Origin of the sequence: Streptomyces nigrescens (assembly GCF_027626975.1) — a bacterium.
Classification (GTDB): Bacteria; Actinomycetota; Actinomycetes; order Streptomycetales; family Streptomycetaceae; genus Streptomyces; species Streptomyces nigrescens.
On sequence record NZ_CP114203.1, the window covers coordinates 7869924 to 7885418 of the forward strand.

Consider the following 15495-nt stretch of genomic DNA (forward strand, 5'->3'; position numbering starts at 1 on the left):
CAACGCCGGGAATCGAGGTGCAGCGGCCGTGAACGAACCCGTCGCCAGGAGGATGGGCGACTACCCGTCCCGGGCCGGCCCGGCCGGCGGCCAGGGCTCCTCGGCGAACCTTGCCGACATCTTGGAGCGGGTGCTGGACAAGGGCATCGTCATCGCGGGCGACATCCAGATCAACCTGCTGGACATCGAACTGCTCACCATCAAACTGCGCCTGCTGGTCGCCTCGGTGGACAAGGCGAAGGAGATGGGCATCGACTGGTGGGAGCACGACCCCTCGCTCTCGTCCCGCGCGTCCGACGGCTACCGCTCGCTCGCCGACGAGAACAAGCGGCTGCGTGCCGAGATCCAGGCCCTGCGCGAAGGCGACGAACTGCCGCCGGCCGAGGACGAGGAGGAGGACGAGGTTGAGGATGCGGGCGAGGAGGAGGCTGAGGGCGAGGCCGAGGAGGAGCGCCGTCGTGCCGCCCGCCGTCCCGCGCGTGGCGCACGCACCAAACGGGACGCGTCCGGCTCCCGTACCAAGAGGCGGGACACCTCATGACCGAGGTCATCAGCTATGCGTACGCCGTCGCGCGGGATGACGACGGATCGCTGGCGGAGGCGCTGACCGGACTGCCGGGAGTCGCGGAGGCACCGGTCCATCTGGTGCGTGCGGGGGACCGGGGTGAGGTGGTGGTCGCCGTGAGCCCGGTGCCCGAGCAGGACTTCCAAGAGGCCGCGCTGCGCGCGAACTTGGAGGATCTGGACTGGCTGGAGTCGGTGGCCCGGGCCCATCACCGGGTGATCGAGGCGCTGGCCGCCCGCACCACGGTCCTGCCGCTCCGGCTCGCGACGGTGTACCTCGACGACGAGCGGGTGCGGCGCATGGTCGATGCCCGCCAGGAGGCGTTCGCCGGCCGGCTGGCGGACCTGGCCGCGCACACCGAGTGGGGCGTCAAGATCTACGTCGAGGCGCCCGCGCCCACCGACCGGCCGGCCGCACCGCCCGCGGACGAGGGCCTGAGCCCCGGACGGGCCTACCTCAGCCACCGCAAGGCGCAGCGGCACGCCCGCGAGGACGCCTACCGCGACGCCGAAGAGGTCGCCCGGCGCGTCGAGGCCGCCGCCCGCGGCCATGCGGTCGACCGGGTCCAGCACCGGGTGCAGCAGGGCGAACTCGCCGGCGGGCCGGGCGAGAACGTCGTCAACGACGCCTACCTCGTGCCGCTGCGGGACGCCGAGAGCTTCCGCGCCGATGTCACCCGGGCGGCCGAGGGACTGTCCGGCGTACGCGTCGAGGTCACCGGGCCCTGGGCCCCGTACTCCTTCGCCACGCCGCCCGAGGCCGAACCGCAGCAGGGAGCCGTGCCATGAGGCCGGCGGGCGGGCAGTCGGCAACGACGGACGAACCGCTGCCGGACCGGCAGATCGCGCTGATCGATCTGCTGGACCGGCTGCTCAGCGGCGGTGTGGTCCTCACCGGTGATGTCGTGCTCTCCATCGCCGATATCGACCTCGTCCGTATCTCGCTGCGCGCGCTGATCGTCTCCATCAGCGAACAGAACCCCTCCCCATGGTCCGCCCTCGCACCCTCGGTACGGGACGACCATGACGGCTGAGGACCGCCGGCCCGGCAGCCGCTTCGATGATGTCGCCGACGCGGCCCATCGGGCCTTCCGGCTGCTGCCCGCGGCACCGCAGGACATCCCGCCCCCGAACAGCGCGGCGGCCCGGCGCCCGGCACACCGGATCAGCGCCGACCCCGACACGGTGGAGCGGGACCTGATCAAGCTCGTCCTCACCCTGGTCGAGCTGCTGCGCCAGCTCATGGAGCGTCAGGCCCTGCAACGGGTCGACGCCGGAGACCTCACCGAGGAACAGGAGGAACGCCTGGGCGCGACGCTGATGATTCTGCACGACCGCATGGTCGAACTCTGCGCCCGATATGAGCTGACGATGCAGGACCTCAATTTGGATCTCGGGCCGCTCGGGACCCTTCTGCCACCCGCCGAAGAACCCTGAAGGGAGCGCGACATGGGCATCGCGAAAAAGACCAGGAACATCGGCCATATCGTCGAGGGAAAGGCCAAGGAAACGACCGGGAGGGCCCTCGGAAACAAAGGCCTCCAAAGGCGAGGCAAGGCGGAACAGGCCATGGGGAAAATGAAGCAGGCGGTGGAAAAGGGCCGGGAGACCTTCAAACACTGACCGCTGCGGCCCCGCCGTCGCCTTCCGTGCAACGGCGGGGCCGGCGCCCTGGGGTGCGCACCGCGCGGCGCCCGCTCAGGGCTGCCGGCGCGCCTGCTCGGCCGCCGCGTGGCCCGCCTCCGACAGCCCGTTGGCGGAACCGGTGCTGAGCGTGCCGCCGGCGCTCTCCAGATGCGCCCGGACGAACCACTGGAAGAGCTCCAGGGACCGCAGATGCTCGATGAGCAGGTCCTGGGTCACCGGGTCGACCCCGTCGGTGGCGGCCACCGCCGCCCGATGGTCCCTGATGACCCCCGAGTAGACGACGTCCAGCGCACCGAGGTGCTCGATCGCCTGCGCCCGTCCGACGGAGTAGTCCTCCCAGGTCCGCTCGGCGGCCAGTGCGCCCGGTGTCCCGGTCGGGGAGCCGCCGAGCGTCGCGATGCGCTCCGCGGTCGCGTCGACCATGGCACGGACCGCGTCGACTTGCGGATCGAGCATTTCGTGGACGGCGATGAAGTGCGGCCCCACGACATTCCAGTGCACATGCTTGAGGGTGAGGGCCAGGTCATTGAGCGCGTGCAGCCTGAGCCGCAGCCGTCCGATGACCTCTCCCCCTTCGGACTCGGTCATGCCGGGAACGGTATAGGCGGGGGAATTGCGCGCAGCCACGGTGCATTCTCCTTTCGCCACAGGTCGGCTCTTCCTGTCGTGCCGGTTCGCGTGCCCGGCAACGCGGCGCGAAAACACCCGGCCGCTCCGCTTTTCCGTTCTCCGCCGCCACGCTCCGGGCTGCTCCGAAATGCGAGGTGCGCGCTGATCACCGCAGACTGTTGAGCGACCGGACCACTCCGGTGAGGAGCTGATGTGACGACCGATGCGACCTTCTCCGCCGGCGTGGGCACCCCCGAGGCGGACTGGGCGTCCTGGCCCGCCCTCGACCGCCTGCCCGACGTGCCGCTGCCCGCCGGGCCGGTCGTGGTCGTCGCGGCACACCCCGACGACGAAGTGCTGGGCTTCGGCGGCACCATGGCCGCGCTGGCGGCACACGGTACCGATGTCCAGGTCCTCTCCGTCACCGACGGTGAGGGCTCCCACCCGGACAGCACCCGGCTCACCGCCGCCCGGCGCGCTGCGGTCCGCGCGGCCGAACTCCGCGACGCCCTGGGCGACCTCGGACTGCCGTCGCTGCGCCCGCAGCGCCTGCGCATCCCCGACACCCAGGTGCACCGTCACGAGACGGCGGTGCGCCACCAGATCACGGCACGGCTGTACGCGGTGAACGCGGCCCTCTGCGTCGCGCCCTGGACCGGGGATCTGCACAGCGACCACGAAGCCGCCGGCCGGGCGGCCGCGGCCGCCTGCCGTTCCTCGGGCGTGCCGTTGTGGATGTATCCCGTCCGGATGTGGCACTGGGCGCGCCCCGCCGACCCCCGCGTCCCCTGGGACAGCGCCGCCCGTCTCCTGCTGCCGGCCGGCGCGGCCCGGCGCAAGGCCGCGGCCCTCGGCCGGTTCGTCAGCCGGCTTCACCCGCTCGGCGACGGTGACGGCGACGCCGCGATCCTGCCGCCGGAGGAACTCGCCCACCACACCAGGCCGTTCGAGGTGGTCTTCCGATGAGTACGCCGCCCGCCTACTTCGAGGCGATGTACGCCGGCGCGGTCGACCCCTGGGACCTCGCCGGACGCTGGTACGAGCAGCGCAAATACGCCCTCACCCTCGCCTCGCTGCCCCGGCGCCGCTACCGTGCCGCATTCGAACCCGGATGCTCCGTCGGCGTGCTGACCGCCCGGCTCGCCGAGCGCTGTGACCGGCTGCTCGCGACCGACCGGATGCCCTCGGCCGTGGTCTCCGCCGCCGAACGCACCCACGCACTGCCGCAGGTGGAGGTCCGCACCCTCACCATCCCCGACGAGTGGCCGGACGGCACCTTCGATCTGATCGTGCTGTCCGAGCTCCTCCACTACTTCGACGACACCGCGCTGCACGAGATCCTCGGCCGCACCCTTGACAGCCTCGAACCCGGCGGCACCCTCGTCGCCGTGCACTGGAACCACCCCGTCCCCGAGCACCGCCGCACCGGCCGCGACCTGGCCCCCGTCCTCGCCGCTCGCCCCGGCCTGCGGCTGCTGACCGAGACCCACGACCCCGACTTCACCCTGCAGAGCTTCTGGCGCCGCTACCCCGACGGGGGCGCGCCCCCCTCTCCCGCGGCGCAAGAAGGCCTGGTGTGACCGCACCTGAGCGCTCCGGGGGCGGAGGCCGGCGCCCGGGAGCACGGCCTTCGCGACCGTACGGGCACGCATCACCGCAAGCGCGGCCTCACTGCCGGACGTACGGGCCCTCACCGCTGGTTGAAGCGGTCGGCCGCCCGTTCGTTGAGGGCGCCGAGGACACCGCGAAGGTGCCGGGCCGGTGGCTTTTCCCCGGCGGCGACCGTCGAACCGTCGACGGTGCCGCGTGCGCCGTTGCGGGGCAGCACCCGGGCGACCGCCGACACCAGCCGGGTGGTGGTCACCGGCGCCAGCCCGTGCGCCGTGGCACCGAGCCTGGCCGCCGGCGTCAGCACGATACGGGGCCGCCGCCGCTGCAGCGCGGTCACGATGCGCTCCGCCGCCCGCTCGGCGTTCATGGACAGCACCGGGGCCCCGGCCAGCGCCGAGAACCAGGCGTACTCCCGGCGCCGGTCCCCGCCGAAGAGGGCGTGGACATGCGACCCGGTGCGCATCAGGCCGGGGTGGACCGCGGTCACGGTGACGCCGTGCGGGGCCTCCTCCGCATGCAGCCCTTCGGCCAGCGCGGCCACCGCGGACTTGGCGCAGGAGTACGGCAGCAGATGCGGCACCGCCAGCAGACCGCCGACGGACCCGACGAGGGCCAGCCTGCCGCCGGCCGGGCTGCGCCGGAGGTGGGGGAGGGCGGCGAGCGCGGTGTTCAGGGCCCCGTTGAAGACGGAGTCCATCGCTTCCTCGAAACCGTCGGAGCCCAGCGCGTCCGCGGGGCCGACCTGGATGATGCCGGCGTTGGCGATGACGATGTCCAGCCGGTTGTGGTCCCTGGCGATCTCCGCGAGGCGGTCCTGCACCGCGGCGCGGTCGCGCACATCGCACACCACGGCGCGCACCGTCCCGCCGCCCCACTGCCTCAGCTTGCCGACGGCTCTGCCGAGTTCGGCCTCGTCCCGGGCCAGCAGCACGACATCACAGCGGCGCCGCAGCAGCTGGCGGGCCATGAGCAGCCCGAGCCCCCGCGAGCCGCCGGTGACGACAGCGGTGAGCCCTTCGATCGAGGGAGCGGCCGGAAGCACACGCATGATGAGCCCTTCCACTGGGCGCGGATCGGCACGGACGGGGCGCGGCCCCGCGGGGCGAGGCCGGACGCCGAACGCCTGCTGCCTTCGACGGTAGCGGGCCGCGGAGTACGGCGGGCCCGGCGCACGCGCCGCTGAGCAGGGCGTTCGCGCACACTCACGGCATGGACTGCCGGGCCGCCAAGGGTGGGGGAGGCCCGCAGTGGTGCGCGGCACCCGCGAGGGGGCGTTGGGCCAGTCGGGCGGTGGCTGCCGTGCGCTGCCCGGAGCGGCTCGGTGGTACGGGCGGCTCGGCGGTACGGGCGGCGCGGCCGCGCCAGGCCTCGTCCACGTCAGGCCTCGTCCGCGCCAGGCCTCGTCCGCTGGGCAGGCCCTCGTACGGTTCAGCCCGCGCCGGGCAACTGCACGTAAACCGAGCCGTCGCCCTCCACGCTCACCCGGAAGGAGGGCTGGGGAGCGGTCGCCGGACCGGCGACATTCGCCCCGTCCGCCAGCCGGAAGACGCTGCCGTGCCAGGGGCACGTCACACAGCCGTCGGCGATGGTGCCCTCCGTCAGGGGCCCGGACAGATGGCTGCACCGCCCGGCGAGGACATGGATCTCCCCGCCCGCCTGACGGACCACCAGCAGGGGTACCTCACCGAGCTCCCGGCGCACGGCCTCGCCGACCGGAAAGTCCTCCACCCTGCCCACGGGGTGCCAGCCCTCTTCCAGCAGGTGCGGCACCGGCGCCGCCTTGTTGGCGCCCGCGCCCTGCCGGAAGGCGAGGTGCCCGCCGAGCATGGCGCCGGCCCCGGCCGCGGACAGTCCGGCGAACGCGAGCAGCTTGCCGTGCGCGGTGCCGCCGCGGCCGCGATGCACCCAGGACCTGGAGTACAGGCCGATGGCCAGCGCCATCGACGCCGCATGCACCAGGCCGGTACGCATCTGGTCCTCGTGCTGCTCGGCCCAGTCCACCCAGCCGGCCCATGCCGCCGGTACGGCCGACAGGACGCCCACCCCCACCAGGAGGCGGGCACTGCGCCGGGTCCCCGGGACGACGTCCAGCACCGCGGCGGACAGCCATGCGCCCATCGGAACCTGCACCAGTGCCGGGTGCAGCGGATGACCGATCGGCAGGCCGTGCAGCACATCGCGGAAACGCCCCAGGGGCAGGCCGCGCACCACCCGCTGCACCGGGCCGATCACGGTGTCCAGCTGCTCCCAGCGGCCCAGCGCGTCGAGTGACTTCACGAGTGCGGAACTCATTCCTCCTCTTCCTCCTCGTCTTCCTCTTCCTCATCCCATTCGCCGTCCTCGTCCTCCTCTTCCTCTTCGCCTTCCTCGCCTTCCTCGTCTTCGTCCGTGTCTTCGTCCTCGTCCTCGTACTCGCCTTCCTCGGCGTACTCCTCGTCCTCCTCCTCGCCTTCCTCGCCCTCGCGCTCCTCGGCCTCTTCCTCCTCGACGACCTCTTCGTGGGTCCGTACGACCTCGCCCTCGCGGATTTCGCCGCGCCAGCCCTCCGGCTCTTCGTCGGTGAGGGTGACGTAGCGCTGGAAGTGTTTGAAGTCCAGCCGCAGCCGCCGTCCTTGGACGCGCCAGATATTTCCGGTCTTCTCGAAGAATCCCGAGGCGTAATACTCGACGACCAGCACGATGCGGGTCAGATTGGGCGCCAGTTCATGGAAGCTGACGGCACCGCGGGTCGATCCCTTGGCGCCCTCGGACGTCCAGATAATGCGTTCGTCCGGCACCTGCTCCTGGACGGTGGCTTTCCAGCCGCGCGTCGACGGACCGACCTTGGCCTTCCAGTCACTGGTCGTCTCGTCGTGCAGCGACACATTGCGTACGCCCTTGGTGAAGCTGCTGAACTTCTCGTACTGCGTCCAGTGGTCGTAGGCGGTGCGCAGCGGCACCCCGACATCGAGGACCTCGATGATGTTGGTGACCTTCTGGTCCCCCGATTTGCGCTTTCCGCCACCGAAGAGTTCCTTGGCCTTCCCCGTGACGGTGTCCTTGACGTTCTCCGCCGTTCCCTTGACGGCGGCCTTGATGGGCGAGTCACCGCCCAGAAGATTGCCCGCGATCTTGGACAGCGAGCCGCCGTTCTCGGCCACATCGGTGAGCTGTCCGGTCACGTCCATGAGTTTGTCGCCGGCCCGTTCGGCCAGGTTCCCCACCCATTTCGTCGCGTAGCTCCCCAGTTCTTCTCGCAGCCGATCGAGGCCCGAGTCCGCGTTGTCCTGTCCCGTCTTGGCCATGACCGGTTACCTCCGGCGCTCGACGCGCGATGATGTCTTCTTGGCGCTCTTCTTCGCAGGAGCTGCCTTCTTCCGTGCGGCAGTCTTCTTCGCAGGAGCCTTCTTGGCAGCGGCCTTGGAGGCCGTCTTCTTGGCGGCGGTCTTCTTTCCCGCGGTCTTCTTCGCTGCCGTCTTCTTCGCGGCGGTTTTCTTCGCCGCCGCCTTCTTGGCCGGGGCCGCCTTCTTGGCGGGTGCCTTCTTGGCCGTCTTCTGTGCTGCGGTCTTCTTCGCAGGAGCCTTCTTGGCCGCGGTCTTCTTGGCGGGCGCGGCCTTCTTCGCCGCGGTCTTCTTCGCGGCCGGCCGGCCGGCCGCAGCCTTCTTCCCGGCGGTCTTCTTGGCGGGCGGCTTCCGCCCGCCCTTCTTCTGCGCAGCCGCTCGTGGCGTACGCCGGCGGGGCGGCTCCTCGGGCTCCTCTTCCTCTTCTTCTTCCTCCTCCTCGGGCTCCTCCTCCTCCTCCTCCTCCTCGCCCTCGTCGTACTCCTCTTCGGGCTCCTCCTCCTCGGGCTCCTCCTCTTCTTCCTCTTCCTCCTCCGGCTCTTCCTCCTCGTCGTACTCGTATTCCCCCTCTTCTTCCTCCCCTTCTTCTTCCTCTTCCGGCTCCTCCGGTCCGAATTCGAGCGCGTGGGTACGGTCGTGGAGCGTGTCGGCAAGCGTCGACAGACGGCGGTTGGCGGCGGTCGTCAAGGCCTTCTTGCCGACGTCCAGCACCTCCCCGCGCAGCTGTTCACCCAGCTCTGCGACCTGGGGGATCTCGCTCAGCTTGCGCATCCCCTGGGCCACGAGCTGGCGTGGTTCAAGCCCGAATTGACGTCCGGCGATATAGGACGCCGCGGTGAGGGCGAACCGGCCCTTCTTCGTGCGGCCCAGCACATAGCCGCCGGCCAGAGCGGCGGCCAGCAGGACCTTGGTTCCGTCATTCATGGGTGCGTCACCTTTTCCCGGACGTGCGGCCGATGGGCGTCTGTGCAGGGGGCCGCCACTTGGCGGCGTCGTTTCTGCCCTATCTCCAGAGTGATCGGAGTCGCGACCGCCGCATCTTGAGCGGGCCGAAAAGCCCTCCGGGACCACGCTGTGAAAGGGGCCGGTCCCGCTGGGTGGCCGGGTCATGGCACCGTGACCGTCGGTTGCCGCCCGTACGGCAGGCCTTCACCGGGGCGCCCCACGGCAGGTGTGCGGGAGCTGTGCAACGGCCCTACGCTCGGAATATGCCGGGAACACGCCGTGCACCGTCTCGTGTGGGAGTAGGGGGAGCGCGGTGTGTTCGCCGGCGCATGGCAGCCGTCCGGCTGTCGGCCATGGCGGTGGTGGTGGCGCTGCTCTGGGTCTTCGGGGGAACTCCGGCTGCGACGGCCGTCGATGACCCGGGGCTGGCGACGTTCTACGAGCAGACGCTGTCCTGGGAGCCGTGTGGCAAGGACCTGCAGAACGGGACGCAGGGCGACGGCGCCTCCCCGCCGCCGGGCTTCCGGGAGCGTCTGGAGTGCGCCCGGCTGGAGGTGCCGCGGGACTACGCCCATCCCACACGGAGCACGATGCAGGTCCAGCTGATCCGGCTGAAGGCGACCGGGCCCGGTGAGCGCCTCGGCTCGCTGGTCATCAACCCCGGAGGGCCGGGTGCTTCCGGCGTCAACTATCTGATCGACAGCGGGAGCGCCTTCGCCCGGCTGGGGCAGCGCTACGACATCGTCAGCTTCGATCCGCGCGGCACCGGCCACACCGAACCCATCTCCTGCGGGAGCAAACTCACCACGGGCGGCGACGACAGCCTCGCCGCGAAGGAGAAGCGCATCAACGAGGCCTGCGGCCGGTACTCCGGCGGGCTGCTGCGCTGGGTCGGCACCCCCGATGTCGCCCGGGACATGGACGTACTGCGCGCCGCGGTCCACGACGACAAGCTCAATTACCTGGGCTTCTCCTACGGCACCAAGCTGGGCGCTGTCTATGCCCATGAGTTCCCCGACAAGGTCGGCCGGATGGTCCTGGACAGCGTCGAGGACCCGACCAAGAACACCTGGCAGACCGCGCTGGCCCAGGCCCGGGGCTTCCAGCAGGCGCTGGACGACTTCGCCGCCGACTGCCTCCGGACGGCGGACTGCCCGCTGGGCACCGACAAGAGCCGGGCTCAGGAGCAACTCCGCACCTGGTACCAGCAGTTGAGCGAACGGCCGATGAAGGTGAAGGGCGAGACGGTGGATGAGACCACCTATGTGTACGCCTTGCGCGAGGCCCTGTACAGCAGAAGCGACTGGCCGGCGCTGCGCCAGGCGCTGGCGCAGCTGCGACGGGGCGACGCCGCCGGAATCCTCCGTCTGAGCGAGAGCGGTGGCGGCAGCGCCACCCGCACGGTCCCGGCACCGCGGGTCGGGCAGGACGAGCTACCGCCGCAGGACCAGCTCGCCCTCCGGGCGATCGCGTGCCGGGACACCTCGGAGCGCTATGACGCCGACGACTACCCCCGGGCGGAGCGCGAACTCACCAATGCCTCCCCGCTCTTCGGCCCGGACATCGCCCCGCTCATGCTGGACTGCTACGACTGGCCCGTCGCGGGCGACGACTCCTCCCGCGAGGTCGCGGCGCCCGGCGCACCGCCCCTGCTGCTCGTCGCGACCACCAATGATCCGGCGACCCCCTACGAGGGCGCGTTCAACATGGCCCGCGAGCTGGGCAATTCCAGTGTCGTGCTGACCTTCCACGGTGAGGGTCATGCCGCCTACACCACCCAAGACCCCTGCGTGCAGCGCCATGTCGACGACTTCCTGCTGAACGGCGTCTTGCCGAAGGCCCAGACCTCCTGCGGCTGAAAGGCGCGGCCGTCGCCGGAGAGCGGCGGGCCCCACGACGGAACGCACACCGCATGGCCGGGGACTACCTGTAGTAGCGGGGGCGGGGGGCGTCCTCGACGTCGACGACCGGGGCGCCGGGGGACGGGGGCTGGGTGCGCCGCCGCTTCAGAATGCTCACATAGGTGGCGAGGCCGATGATGCCGACGATCATCATGATGATGCCGACCAGGTCGACGTTGATTCCGGCCATGTGCCAGTCCACCGCGAAGGTGAGGATGGCCCCCACCGCGAGCAGACCGATGCATCCGCCGATACCCATGGCGTCCGCCTCCATAACTGTATTGGCAGTAAGGCCTGATGACGGTTCGCGTACCCCGGGGGAGGCGCCTTATGTGCACAGGCGGAGGGGGCCACCGACGGCCGGGCCTCCGGGGGCCGGGCTCAGCCGGCCCGGCGCCCGCCCCTGCTCGCGGTCTTCTTCGCCGCTGCCGTCTTCTTGGCGGTGGCCTTCTTGGCGGCGGTTTTCGAGGCGGTTGCCGAGGCGGATTTCGTGGCGGTGGCCTTCTTCGCCGCGGTCTTCTTCGTCGCGCTCTTCTTCGCGGTACGGCCGGACCGGGGCTCGGCCTCCTCGTCCTCGCCGCGGGACCTCTTGGCCGCCCGGACGCTGTCCTGCAGGGCCGCCATCAGGTCCATCACCTGTCCGGCGGGCTGCTCCTCACCGGCCGGGAACTCCGGCTCGCGATGCGCCAGCTTTGCCGCCACGATCTCTTCGAGCGCCTCGCGGTAGTGATCGTGCAGATCGTCCTCCGACAGCTCGCCGAAGGAATCCATCAGGGCCTCGGCGGCCGACACCTCATTGGGGGCGACCTCCGCCTGCCGCTCGGGCAGCACCCCGTCCATCGGACGGATCTGGTGCGGCCACAGCAGCACCTGCATGACCAGCGCGCCCTCCATCGGGCGGATCATGGCGAGCGTCTCCCGCCCGTGCAGCGCGATCTTGCCGAGCCCGACGCGCTGATGCCGCTCCATCGCCTCCCGCAGCAGCACATAGGGCTTGGCCGCGGCGGGGCTGTCGATGCCCAGGTAGTAGCCCTTGCCCATCTGCAGCGGGTCGATGTCGCCGCCGGCCACGAAGGCCAGGATCGTCAGGGTCTTCGCGGTGGGCAGCGGCAGCGCGTCCAGATCCTCGTCGCTCAGCGGTACGACCGTGTCGCCGTCCCCGGGCTTGTAGCCCCGGCCGATCTCGTCCGGGGAGATCTCGACGTCCTCCAGCGAGCACACGGGCTGATTGCGCACCCGTCCGCCGTCCGCCGTATGGATCCGTACGAAGCTGACCGACGCGGAGCTGTCCGTGGCGTTGTACGCGGCGACCGGGATCGTGACCAGGCCGAAGCTGATGGAGAACTTCGCCGTGGGGCGCATGGGGGCCGCCTTCATCGGAGCCATTCGGCACCATGCTAGGTCGGGTGGAGGGACCGTACATCCCGGGCGCTGCCGGGTGCGCCGATCGGGTGGCGGTGGGCTGCGGACGCCGCTCGGCATGGCCGCTGTGGCGCCTTCCGCCGGTTTTCAGCCGGGCCTGGCCGTGACCCGGCCCTCCCGGACGGCCTCCTGGAGCGCCTGGTGATCGCGCTCGTTCTGGTCCGCGTAACGCTCCGCGAACCGCGCCAGCGCCTCGTCGAAGGGGGTGCCCCTGCCGAGGTAGGCGGCGATCGCGATCCGGTCGCCGGACCGGGCGTGCGCGCGGGCCAGCGTGGCCCCGCAGCGTACGGCGAAACGCCGCATGCCCACCGGCACCATCATGTCCGCCGGCATGATGCCCTTCCAGTCGCGCAGCTGGCGTACGTAGAAGTCGCGTTGGCGGCCGTCGATCCCGGTGGCCCGCTCCCAGCCGAGGAAGATGTCGCTGGCGGCCTGCATCAGCCGCTGGCCGGCCACGACGCGCTCGCCCTGGTTGGTGTGGAGGCTCGGGCCAGCGTACGGGGCGAGTACCGAATCGTCGGCCTCCTTGGCCTGCAGCAGGAGCGGGTCGCCGGCGTCCTTGCCGAGCAGCAGCACGATCCAGCAGCGGGTGCCCACGCTGCCGACGCCCACGACCTTGCGGGCCACGTCGACCACCCGGTACTGCTCCAGCAGCCGGCGGTGGTCCGACCGCAGACTGCCGGCGTAGCCCTGGATCAGCCCGCGGAGCTGCTCCTCCAGCTGGTCGCGCTCGACGTCCGGCAGCAGGTCGTCCAGCGGCACGATCAACGGGGGATCGGCGGCGAAGCGGACCTGGCCGCCGCTCTTCCGGGTCAGCTTGCGGAACGCCTGCACGGTGTCGTGGGTCCGGGCTTCCGCGATGATCCGGGACAGCCCCGCACGGCCCCTGCTGCCGAGCTCCTGCGCTTCCTCGGCCTGGATGTCGGCCATGTCGGCATGGGCGTACCAGACCTCCAGGGTCCGCTGGTCCGCGTACTGGCGCATCCGGTCGCGGTAGGACGCGCAGGCGGCCCGGACGATACCGGCCCGGACCGACTCGCTGAAACCGTTGCCGCGGCCCGCGATGGCGAAGCTGGCCGCCAGCCGTTTGACGTCCCACTCCCAGGGGCCGGGCAGGGTCTCGTCGAAGTCGTTGATGTCGAACATCAGATGGCGCTCGGGGGAGGCCAGCAGCCGGAAGTTCAGCAGATGGGCGTCCCCGCACAGCTGGGCCCGCAGCCCGGTCGACGGGGTCGTCGCCAGGTCCGCCGCCATGATGGCGGCGGCGCCGCGGTAGAAGCGGAACGGCGACTCCAGCATCCGCCCGTAGCGGATGGGCACCAACTCCGGTACGCGGACGGCGGATTGCCGCTCGATGAGGTCGACCGGATCGGCACGGGAGGCGGTGGGCTCGAACTCCGCATGACGGGAGCGGGGCACTTCGGAGCGAAGTGCCCTGCCCTGTTCCGCGCGTTCCTGTGCGGTGGGTCCGGTGGCCATGCCGGGGCCGGAGATGCTCAGCTCACCGCGTGGCGGCGTGTCGGTGGTCGTCCGTACACAGCGCCCAGATGATGAAGATGTCGATGGCGACCAGCACGATGGCCCAGAACGGGTAGTGGGGAATCCACAGGAAGTTCGCGAGCGCACCGAGGCCGGCCAGGATCACACCGAGGATCCGTGCCCACATCGCCCCGGTCGAGAGCAGTGCCACGCCCGCGAGGAGGATGATGATGCCCAGGATGAGATGGATCCAGCCCCAACCGGTGAGGTTGAAGGTGAAGACGTAGTTCCGCGTGGTGACGAAGACATCGTCCTTGGCGATGGCGGAGATGCCTTCCAGGAAGGCCATCGCACCACCGAAAATCATCAGGACCGCGGCGAATGCCGTCCATCCGCCCACGTAGTGCTTCTGAGTGGCCATGGGTCACTCCTCACTTGAGAAACCTGGCCGTCCGTACCGGACCCGCCGGTGACCATGCAGTGCATTCCACGTTTACACAGGGTCCCGTCCGCCGCATGTCAGGGACGTTCGAAGGCCTGCAGCACACCGGCCACCGCGAAGCACAGCGCTCCCGTGAGCGTGCCCCAGTTGGCGACCCCGACGCTGATCTGACTGCCGGTCTCCGGACGGGTGAAGGCGGCCACCGCGGACACCATGAAGAGCACGGAACCCAGCTGATTGACCGCGACGATCCACCAGCCGAGGCTGCGCCGGTGGACGCACGGCCGGCCGTGGCAGATCTCGGCGATCGCCAGCTGACCGGAGATCAGGAACAGCAGACAGCCGATGATGTCGGGCGTCCAGACCAGCCGGTTCAGCTGCTGGGTCGTGAGCCCCCGCAGAAAGGAGTCCAGCAGATTGACGCCGAACACCAGCGTCCCCGCGAACAGCACGAACGTACTCAGCCAGTCGATCCGGCCCGGCTCATAGCTCCACCACCGGAAGTGGTGCGTGGTCAGCGCACCGGCCGTGCTCTCCCGGCGCGGAGCGTTGATGGCCTGGACGAGTGAGGCATAGCCGCCCAGGGTGAAGAACACCCCGCCGATGAAGTAGACCGTGGCGCTCGTGGTCGGGCGCTCCGCGGTGAACTGGGCGAGCGCAGCGCCGAGGGCGAAGAGGGTCCCGCCGATGGTGAAGGAGACCGCGGCCACGCCGTTGAGCCGGCGCAGCCGGTCGAGTGCCGCGGCACCGGCGCGCCGTGCACTGCTCTCGGTGGCCCCCGCGGGCCGTACGGCGAGGGTCCCGCGCTTGCGGGCCGCCCGCGACTCCCAGACGGCGGTGCCCCCGTCTTCGAGGCGCCAGGTCAGCCGGGAGATGAACGGTCCCGCACCCTCGGCGCACTCCTCGGAATTCCGCACCCGCCGAGCCTAGGGGTGCCTCCCCCGGAGATCGGGGAGACACCGCCCAGGGGCCCTGAGGGCTGTCCCGTCATCCCTGGCGGACGCACGGCGACGGCCTATGGCGCGTACCGGGGCGGCCAGGGCGCGTACGGGGCGACGTCGGCCTCCTCGCCCGGCGCGGCTCCGCACCGGGCGACTGCTCCTAAGAGGCGGACCCTTGCCGGTGGCCTTACGGCGTGCCCGGTGGTTCGGTGCGCCCCGCGGTCCCCGGCGCGGGGAGCGGATCGGGTGCGGGGCCGGGTTCGGGTCCCGGCGTCGGCGGTGCCGGGGTGGGCGGGACGGGGTCCGGCTCGGGACGTGGCGGGGAAGGGGGCACCGGATCGGGGCCCGGTGCGGGGACCGGGCCGGGGACAGGGCCCGGCGTGGGTCCTGGCGGGCCGGGGCCCGGACCCGGGGTGGGCGGGACCGGGTCCGGATGGGTGCTGCCCGGCGGTCCTGGTGGCTGTCGCACCGTCATGAGCTCCTCCACGCGTCGCTCCTCCGCGGCCGGGCGCCCGGCGCCCGCTCCGCGCGGCATGCTGGTCTCCTTGCCGATCCTGCGCCGGCCATGCGACACGAGGCGCACGGGCTCAGCGGGACACCTCCTCACTGTGCGA

At 71.2% G+C, this 15495-nt stretch carries 18 protein-coding genes; 8 read left to right on the forward strand and 10 right to left on the reverse strand.

Annotation, left to right across the window (positions count from 1 at the left end):
- Nucleotides 1-52: 52 nt before the first annotated feature.
- The 5 genes from STRNI_RS34970 to STRNI_RS34990 are packed head-to-tail and all read left to right on the forward strand — an operon-like array spanning nucleotide 53 to nucleotide 2187.
- Nucleotides 53-541 (forward strand): gas vesicle protein, encoded by a 489-nt coding sequence (locus STRNI_RS34970; RefSeq protein ID WP_277413361.1) that lies wholly within the window; start codon nucleotides 53-55, stop codon nucleotides 539-541.
- Nucleotides 538-1353, forward strand: coding sequence for a GvpL/GvpF family gas vesicle protein (locus STRNI_RS34975; protein WP_277412639.1), 816 nt, complete (start codon nucleotides 538-540; stop codon nucleotides 1351-1353). Before STRNI_RS34970 ends, STRNI_RS34975 begins: the two co-directional genes overlap by 4 nt.
- Nucleotides 1350-1598: a gas vesicle protein gene (locus STRNI_RS34980; protein ID WP_277412640.1), complete on the forward strand. Its 249-nt coding sequence runs from the start codon at nucleotides 1350-1352 to the stop codon at nucleotides 1596-1598. Before STRNI_RS34975 ends, STRNI_RS34980 begins: the two co-directional genes overlap by 4 nt.
- Entirely contained in the window at nucleotides 1588-2001 is a 414-nt protein-coding gene (locus tag STRNI_RS34985; RefSeq protein ID WP_109888221.1) for a gas vesicle protein K, read from the forward strand. The genes STRNI_RS34980 and STRNI_RS34985 overlap by 11 nt, the downstream gene beginning before the upstream one ends.
- Nucleotides 2002-2013: 12 nt before the next feature.
- The gene (locus tag STRNI_RS34990) at nucleotides 2014-2187 is read left to right on the forward strand and encodes a CsbD family protein (RefSeq protein WP_018090737.1); all 174 of its coding nucleotides are present in this window, start codon (nucleotides 2014-2016) and stop codon (nucleotides 2185-2187) included.
- 75 nt (nucleotides 2188-2262) lie between these two features.
- On the opposite strand, the gene STRNI_RS34995 is transcribed toward STRNI_RS34990, so the two are convergent.
- Nucleotides 2263-2799, reverse strand: coding sequence for a Dps family protein (locus STRNI_RS34995; RefSeq protein WP_093638985.1), 537 nt, complete (start codon nucleotides 2797-2799; stop codon nucleotides 2263-2265).
- 234 nt (nucleotides 2800-3033) lie between these two features.
- Between STRNI_RS34995 and STRNI_RS35000 the strand changes: the two genes are divergently transcribed.
- Complete coding sequence (locus STRNI_RS35000) at nucleotides 3034-3786, forward strand: PIG-L deacetylase family protein (RefSeq protein WP_277412641.1); 753 nt, start codon at nucleotides 3034-3036, stop codon at nucleotides 3784-3786.
- A complete protein-coding gene (locus tag STRNI_RS35005; RefSeq protein ID WP_277412642.1) occupies nucleotides 3783-4400 on the forward strand; it encodes an SAM-dependent methyltransferase in 618 nt (205 codons plus the stop codon). The genes STRNI_RS35000 and STRNI_RS35005 overlap by 4 nt, the downstream gene beginning before the upstream one ends.
- Nucleotides 4401-4510: 110 nt before the next feature.
- Here STRNI_RS35005 and STRNI_RS35010 read toward each other — a convergent pair whose 3' ends face one another.
- From STRNI_RS35010 to STRNI_RS35025, 4 genes are all read right to left on the reverse strand, one after another.
- Nucleotides 4511-5479: an SDR family NAD(P)-dependent oxidoreductase gene (locus STRNI_RS35010; protein WP_159490579.1), complete on the reverse strand. Its 969-nt coding sequence runs from the start codon at nucleotides 5477-5479 to the stop codon at nucleotides 4511-4513.
- 380 nt (nucleotides 5480-5859) lie between these two features.
- Entirely contained in the window at nucleotides 5860-6723 is an 864-nt protein-coding gene (locus STRNI_RS35015; RefSeq protein WP_277412643.1) for a Rieske (2Fe-2S) protein, read from the reverse strand.
- Nucleotides 6720-7715 (reverse strand): SRPBCC family protein, encoded by a 996-nt coding sequence (locus tag STRNI_RS35020; RefSeq protein WP_159490583.1) that lies wholly within the window; start codon nucleotides 7713-7715, stop codon nucleotides 6720-6722. Before STRNI_RS35020 ends, STRNI_RS35015 begins: the two co-directional genes overlap by 4 nt.
- Nucleotides 7716-7721: 6 nt before the next feature.
- Nucleotides 7722-8675, reverse strand: a complete 954-nt coding sequence (locus STRNI_RS35025; RefSeq protein WP_277412644.1) for a histone H1-like repetitive region-containing protein — start codon at nucleotides 8673-8675, stop codon at nucleotides 7722-7724.
- 350 nt (nucleotides 8676-9025) lie between these two features.
- On the opposite strand from STRNI_RS35025, the gene STRNI_RS35030 reads away from it, so the two are divergent.
- Nucleotides 9026-10555: an alpha/beta hydrolase gene (locus STRNI_RS35030; protein WP_266441157.1), complete on the forward strand. Its 1530-nt coding sequence runs from the start codon at nucleotides 9026-9028 to the stop codon at nucleotides 10553-10555.
- A gap of 64 nt (nucleotides 10556-10619) precedes the next feature.
- On the opposite strand, the gene STRNI_RS35035 is transcribed toward STRNI_RS35030, so the two are convergent.
- The 5 genes from STRNI_RS35035 to STRNI_RS35055 all read right to left on the reverse strand — a co-directional run bounded on the left by STRNI_RS35035 (nucleotide 10620) and on the right by STRNI_RS35055 (nucleotide 14857).
- Complete coding sequence (locus tag STRNI_RS35035; RefSeq protein WP_018090728.1) at nucleotides 10620-10856, reverse strand: DUF6458 family protein; 237 nt, start codon at nucleotides 10854-10856, stop codon at nucleotides 10620-10622.
- Between the two features lie 122 nt (nucleotides 10857-10978).
- On the reverse strand, nucleotides 10979-11959 hold the full coding sequence (ku, locus tag STRNI_RS35040) for a non-homologous end joining protein Ku (RefSeq protein WP_277413362.1): 981 nt from the start codon (nucleotides 11957-11959) through the stop codon (nucleotides 10979-10981).
- A gap of 147 nt (nucleotides 11960-12106) precedes the next feature.
- Complete coding sequence (locus STRNI_RS35045; RefSeq protein ID WP_277412645.1) at nucleotides 12107-13498, reverse strand: DUF2252 domain-containing protein; 1392 nt, start codon at nucleotides 13496-13498, stop codon at nucleotides 12107-12109.
- A 22-nt stretch (nucleotides 13499-13520) separates the two neighbouring features.
- Nucleotides 13521-13919, reverse strand: coding sequence for a DUF7144 family membrane protein (locus tag STRNI_RS35050; protein ID WP_018090725.1), 399 nt, complete (start codon nucleotides 13917-13919; stop codon nucleotides 13521-13523).
- A 98-nt stretch (nucleotides 13920-14017) separates the two neighbouring features.
- Entirely contained in the window at nucleotides 14018-14857 is an 840-nt protein-coding gene (locus STRNI_RS35055; protein WP_159490591.1) for a hypothetical protein, read from the reverse strand.
- Between the last annotated feature and the right edge of the window lie 638 nt (nucleotides 14858-15495).

Bases quoted from the DNA above. Each gene is read 5' to 3' on its own strand.
- STRNI_RS35030 (WP_266441157.1), top strand. From the start codon at position 9,026: ATGGCAGCCGTCCGGCTGTCGGCCATGGCGGTGGTGGTGGCGCTGCTC.
- STRNI_RS35020 (WP_159490583.1), bottom strand. From the start codon at position 7,715: ATGGCCAAGACGGGACAGGACAACGCGGACTCGGGCCTCGATCGGCTG.
- STRNI_RS35045 (WP_277412645.1), bottom strand. From the start codon at position 13,498: ATGGCCACCGGACCCACCGCACAGGAACGCGCGGAACAGGGCAGGGCA.
- STRNI_RS34995 (WP_093638985.1), bottom strand. From the start codon at position 2,799: ATGACCGAGTCCGAAGGGGGAGAGGTCATCGGACGGCTGCGGCTCAGG.
- STRNI_RS35035 (WP_018090728.1), bottom strand. From the start codon at position 10,856: ATGGGTATCGGCGGATGCATCGGTCTGCTCGCGGTGGGGGCCATCCTC.
- STRNI_RS34985 (WP_109888221.1), top strand. From the start codon at position 1,588: ATGACGGCTGAGGACCGCCGGCCCGGCAGCCGCTTCGATGATGTCGCC.
- STRNI_RS35010 (WP_159490579.1), bottom strand. From the start codon at position 5,479: ATGCGTGTGCTTCCGGCCGCTCCCTCGATCGAAGGGCTCACCGCTGTC.
- STRNI_RS35025 (WP_277412644.1), bottom strand. From the start codon at position 8,675: ATGAATGACGGAACCAAGGTCCTGCTGGCCGCCGCTCTGGCCGGCGGC.
- STRNI_RS35050 (WP_018090725.1), bottom strand. From the start codon at position 13,919: ATGGCCACTCAGAAGCACTACGTGGGCGGATGGACGGCATTCGCCGCG.
- STRNI_RS35015 (WP_277412643.1), bottom strand. From the start codon at position 6,723: ATGAGTTCCGCACTCGTGAAGTCACTCGACGCGCTGGGCCGCTGGGAG.
- STRNI_RS34980 (WP_277412640.1), top strand. From the start codon at position 1,350: ATGAGGCCGGCGGGCGGGCAGTCGGCAACGACGGACGAACCGCTGCCG.
- STRNI_RS35005 (WP_277412642.1), top strand. From the start codon at position 3,783: ATGAGTACGCCGCCCGCCTACTTCGAGGCGATGTACGCCGGCGCGGTC.
- STRNI_RS34990 (WP_018090737.1), top strand. From the start codon at position 2,014: ATGGGCATCGCGAAAAAGACCAGGAACATCGGCCATATCGTCGAGGGA.
- STRNI_RS34970 (WP_277413361.1), top strand. From the start codon at position 53: ATGGGCGACTACCCGTCCCGGGCCGGCCCGGCCGGCGGCCAGGGCTCC.
- STRNI_RS34975 (WP_277412639.1), top strand. From the start codon at position 538: ATGACCGAGGTCATCAGCTATGCGTACGCCGTCGCGCGGGATGACGAC.
- ku (WP_277413362.1), bottom strand. From the start codon at position 11,959: ATGCGCCCCACGGCGAAGTTCTCCATCAGCTTCGGCCTGGTCACGATC.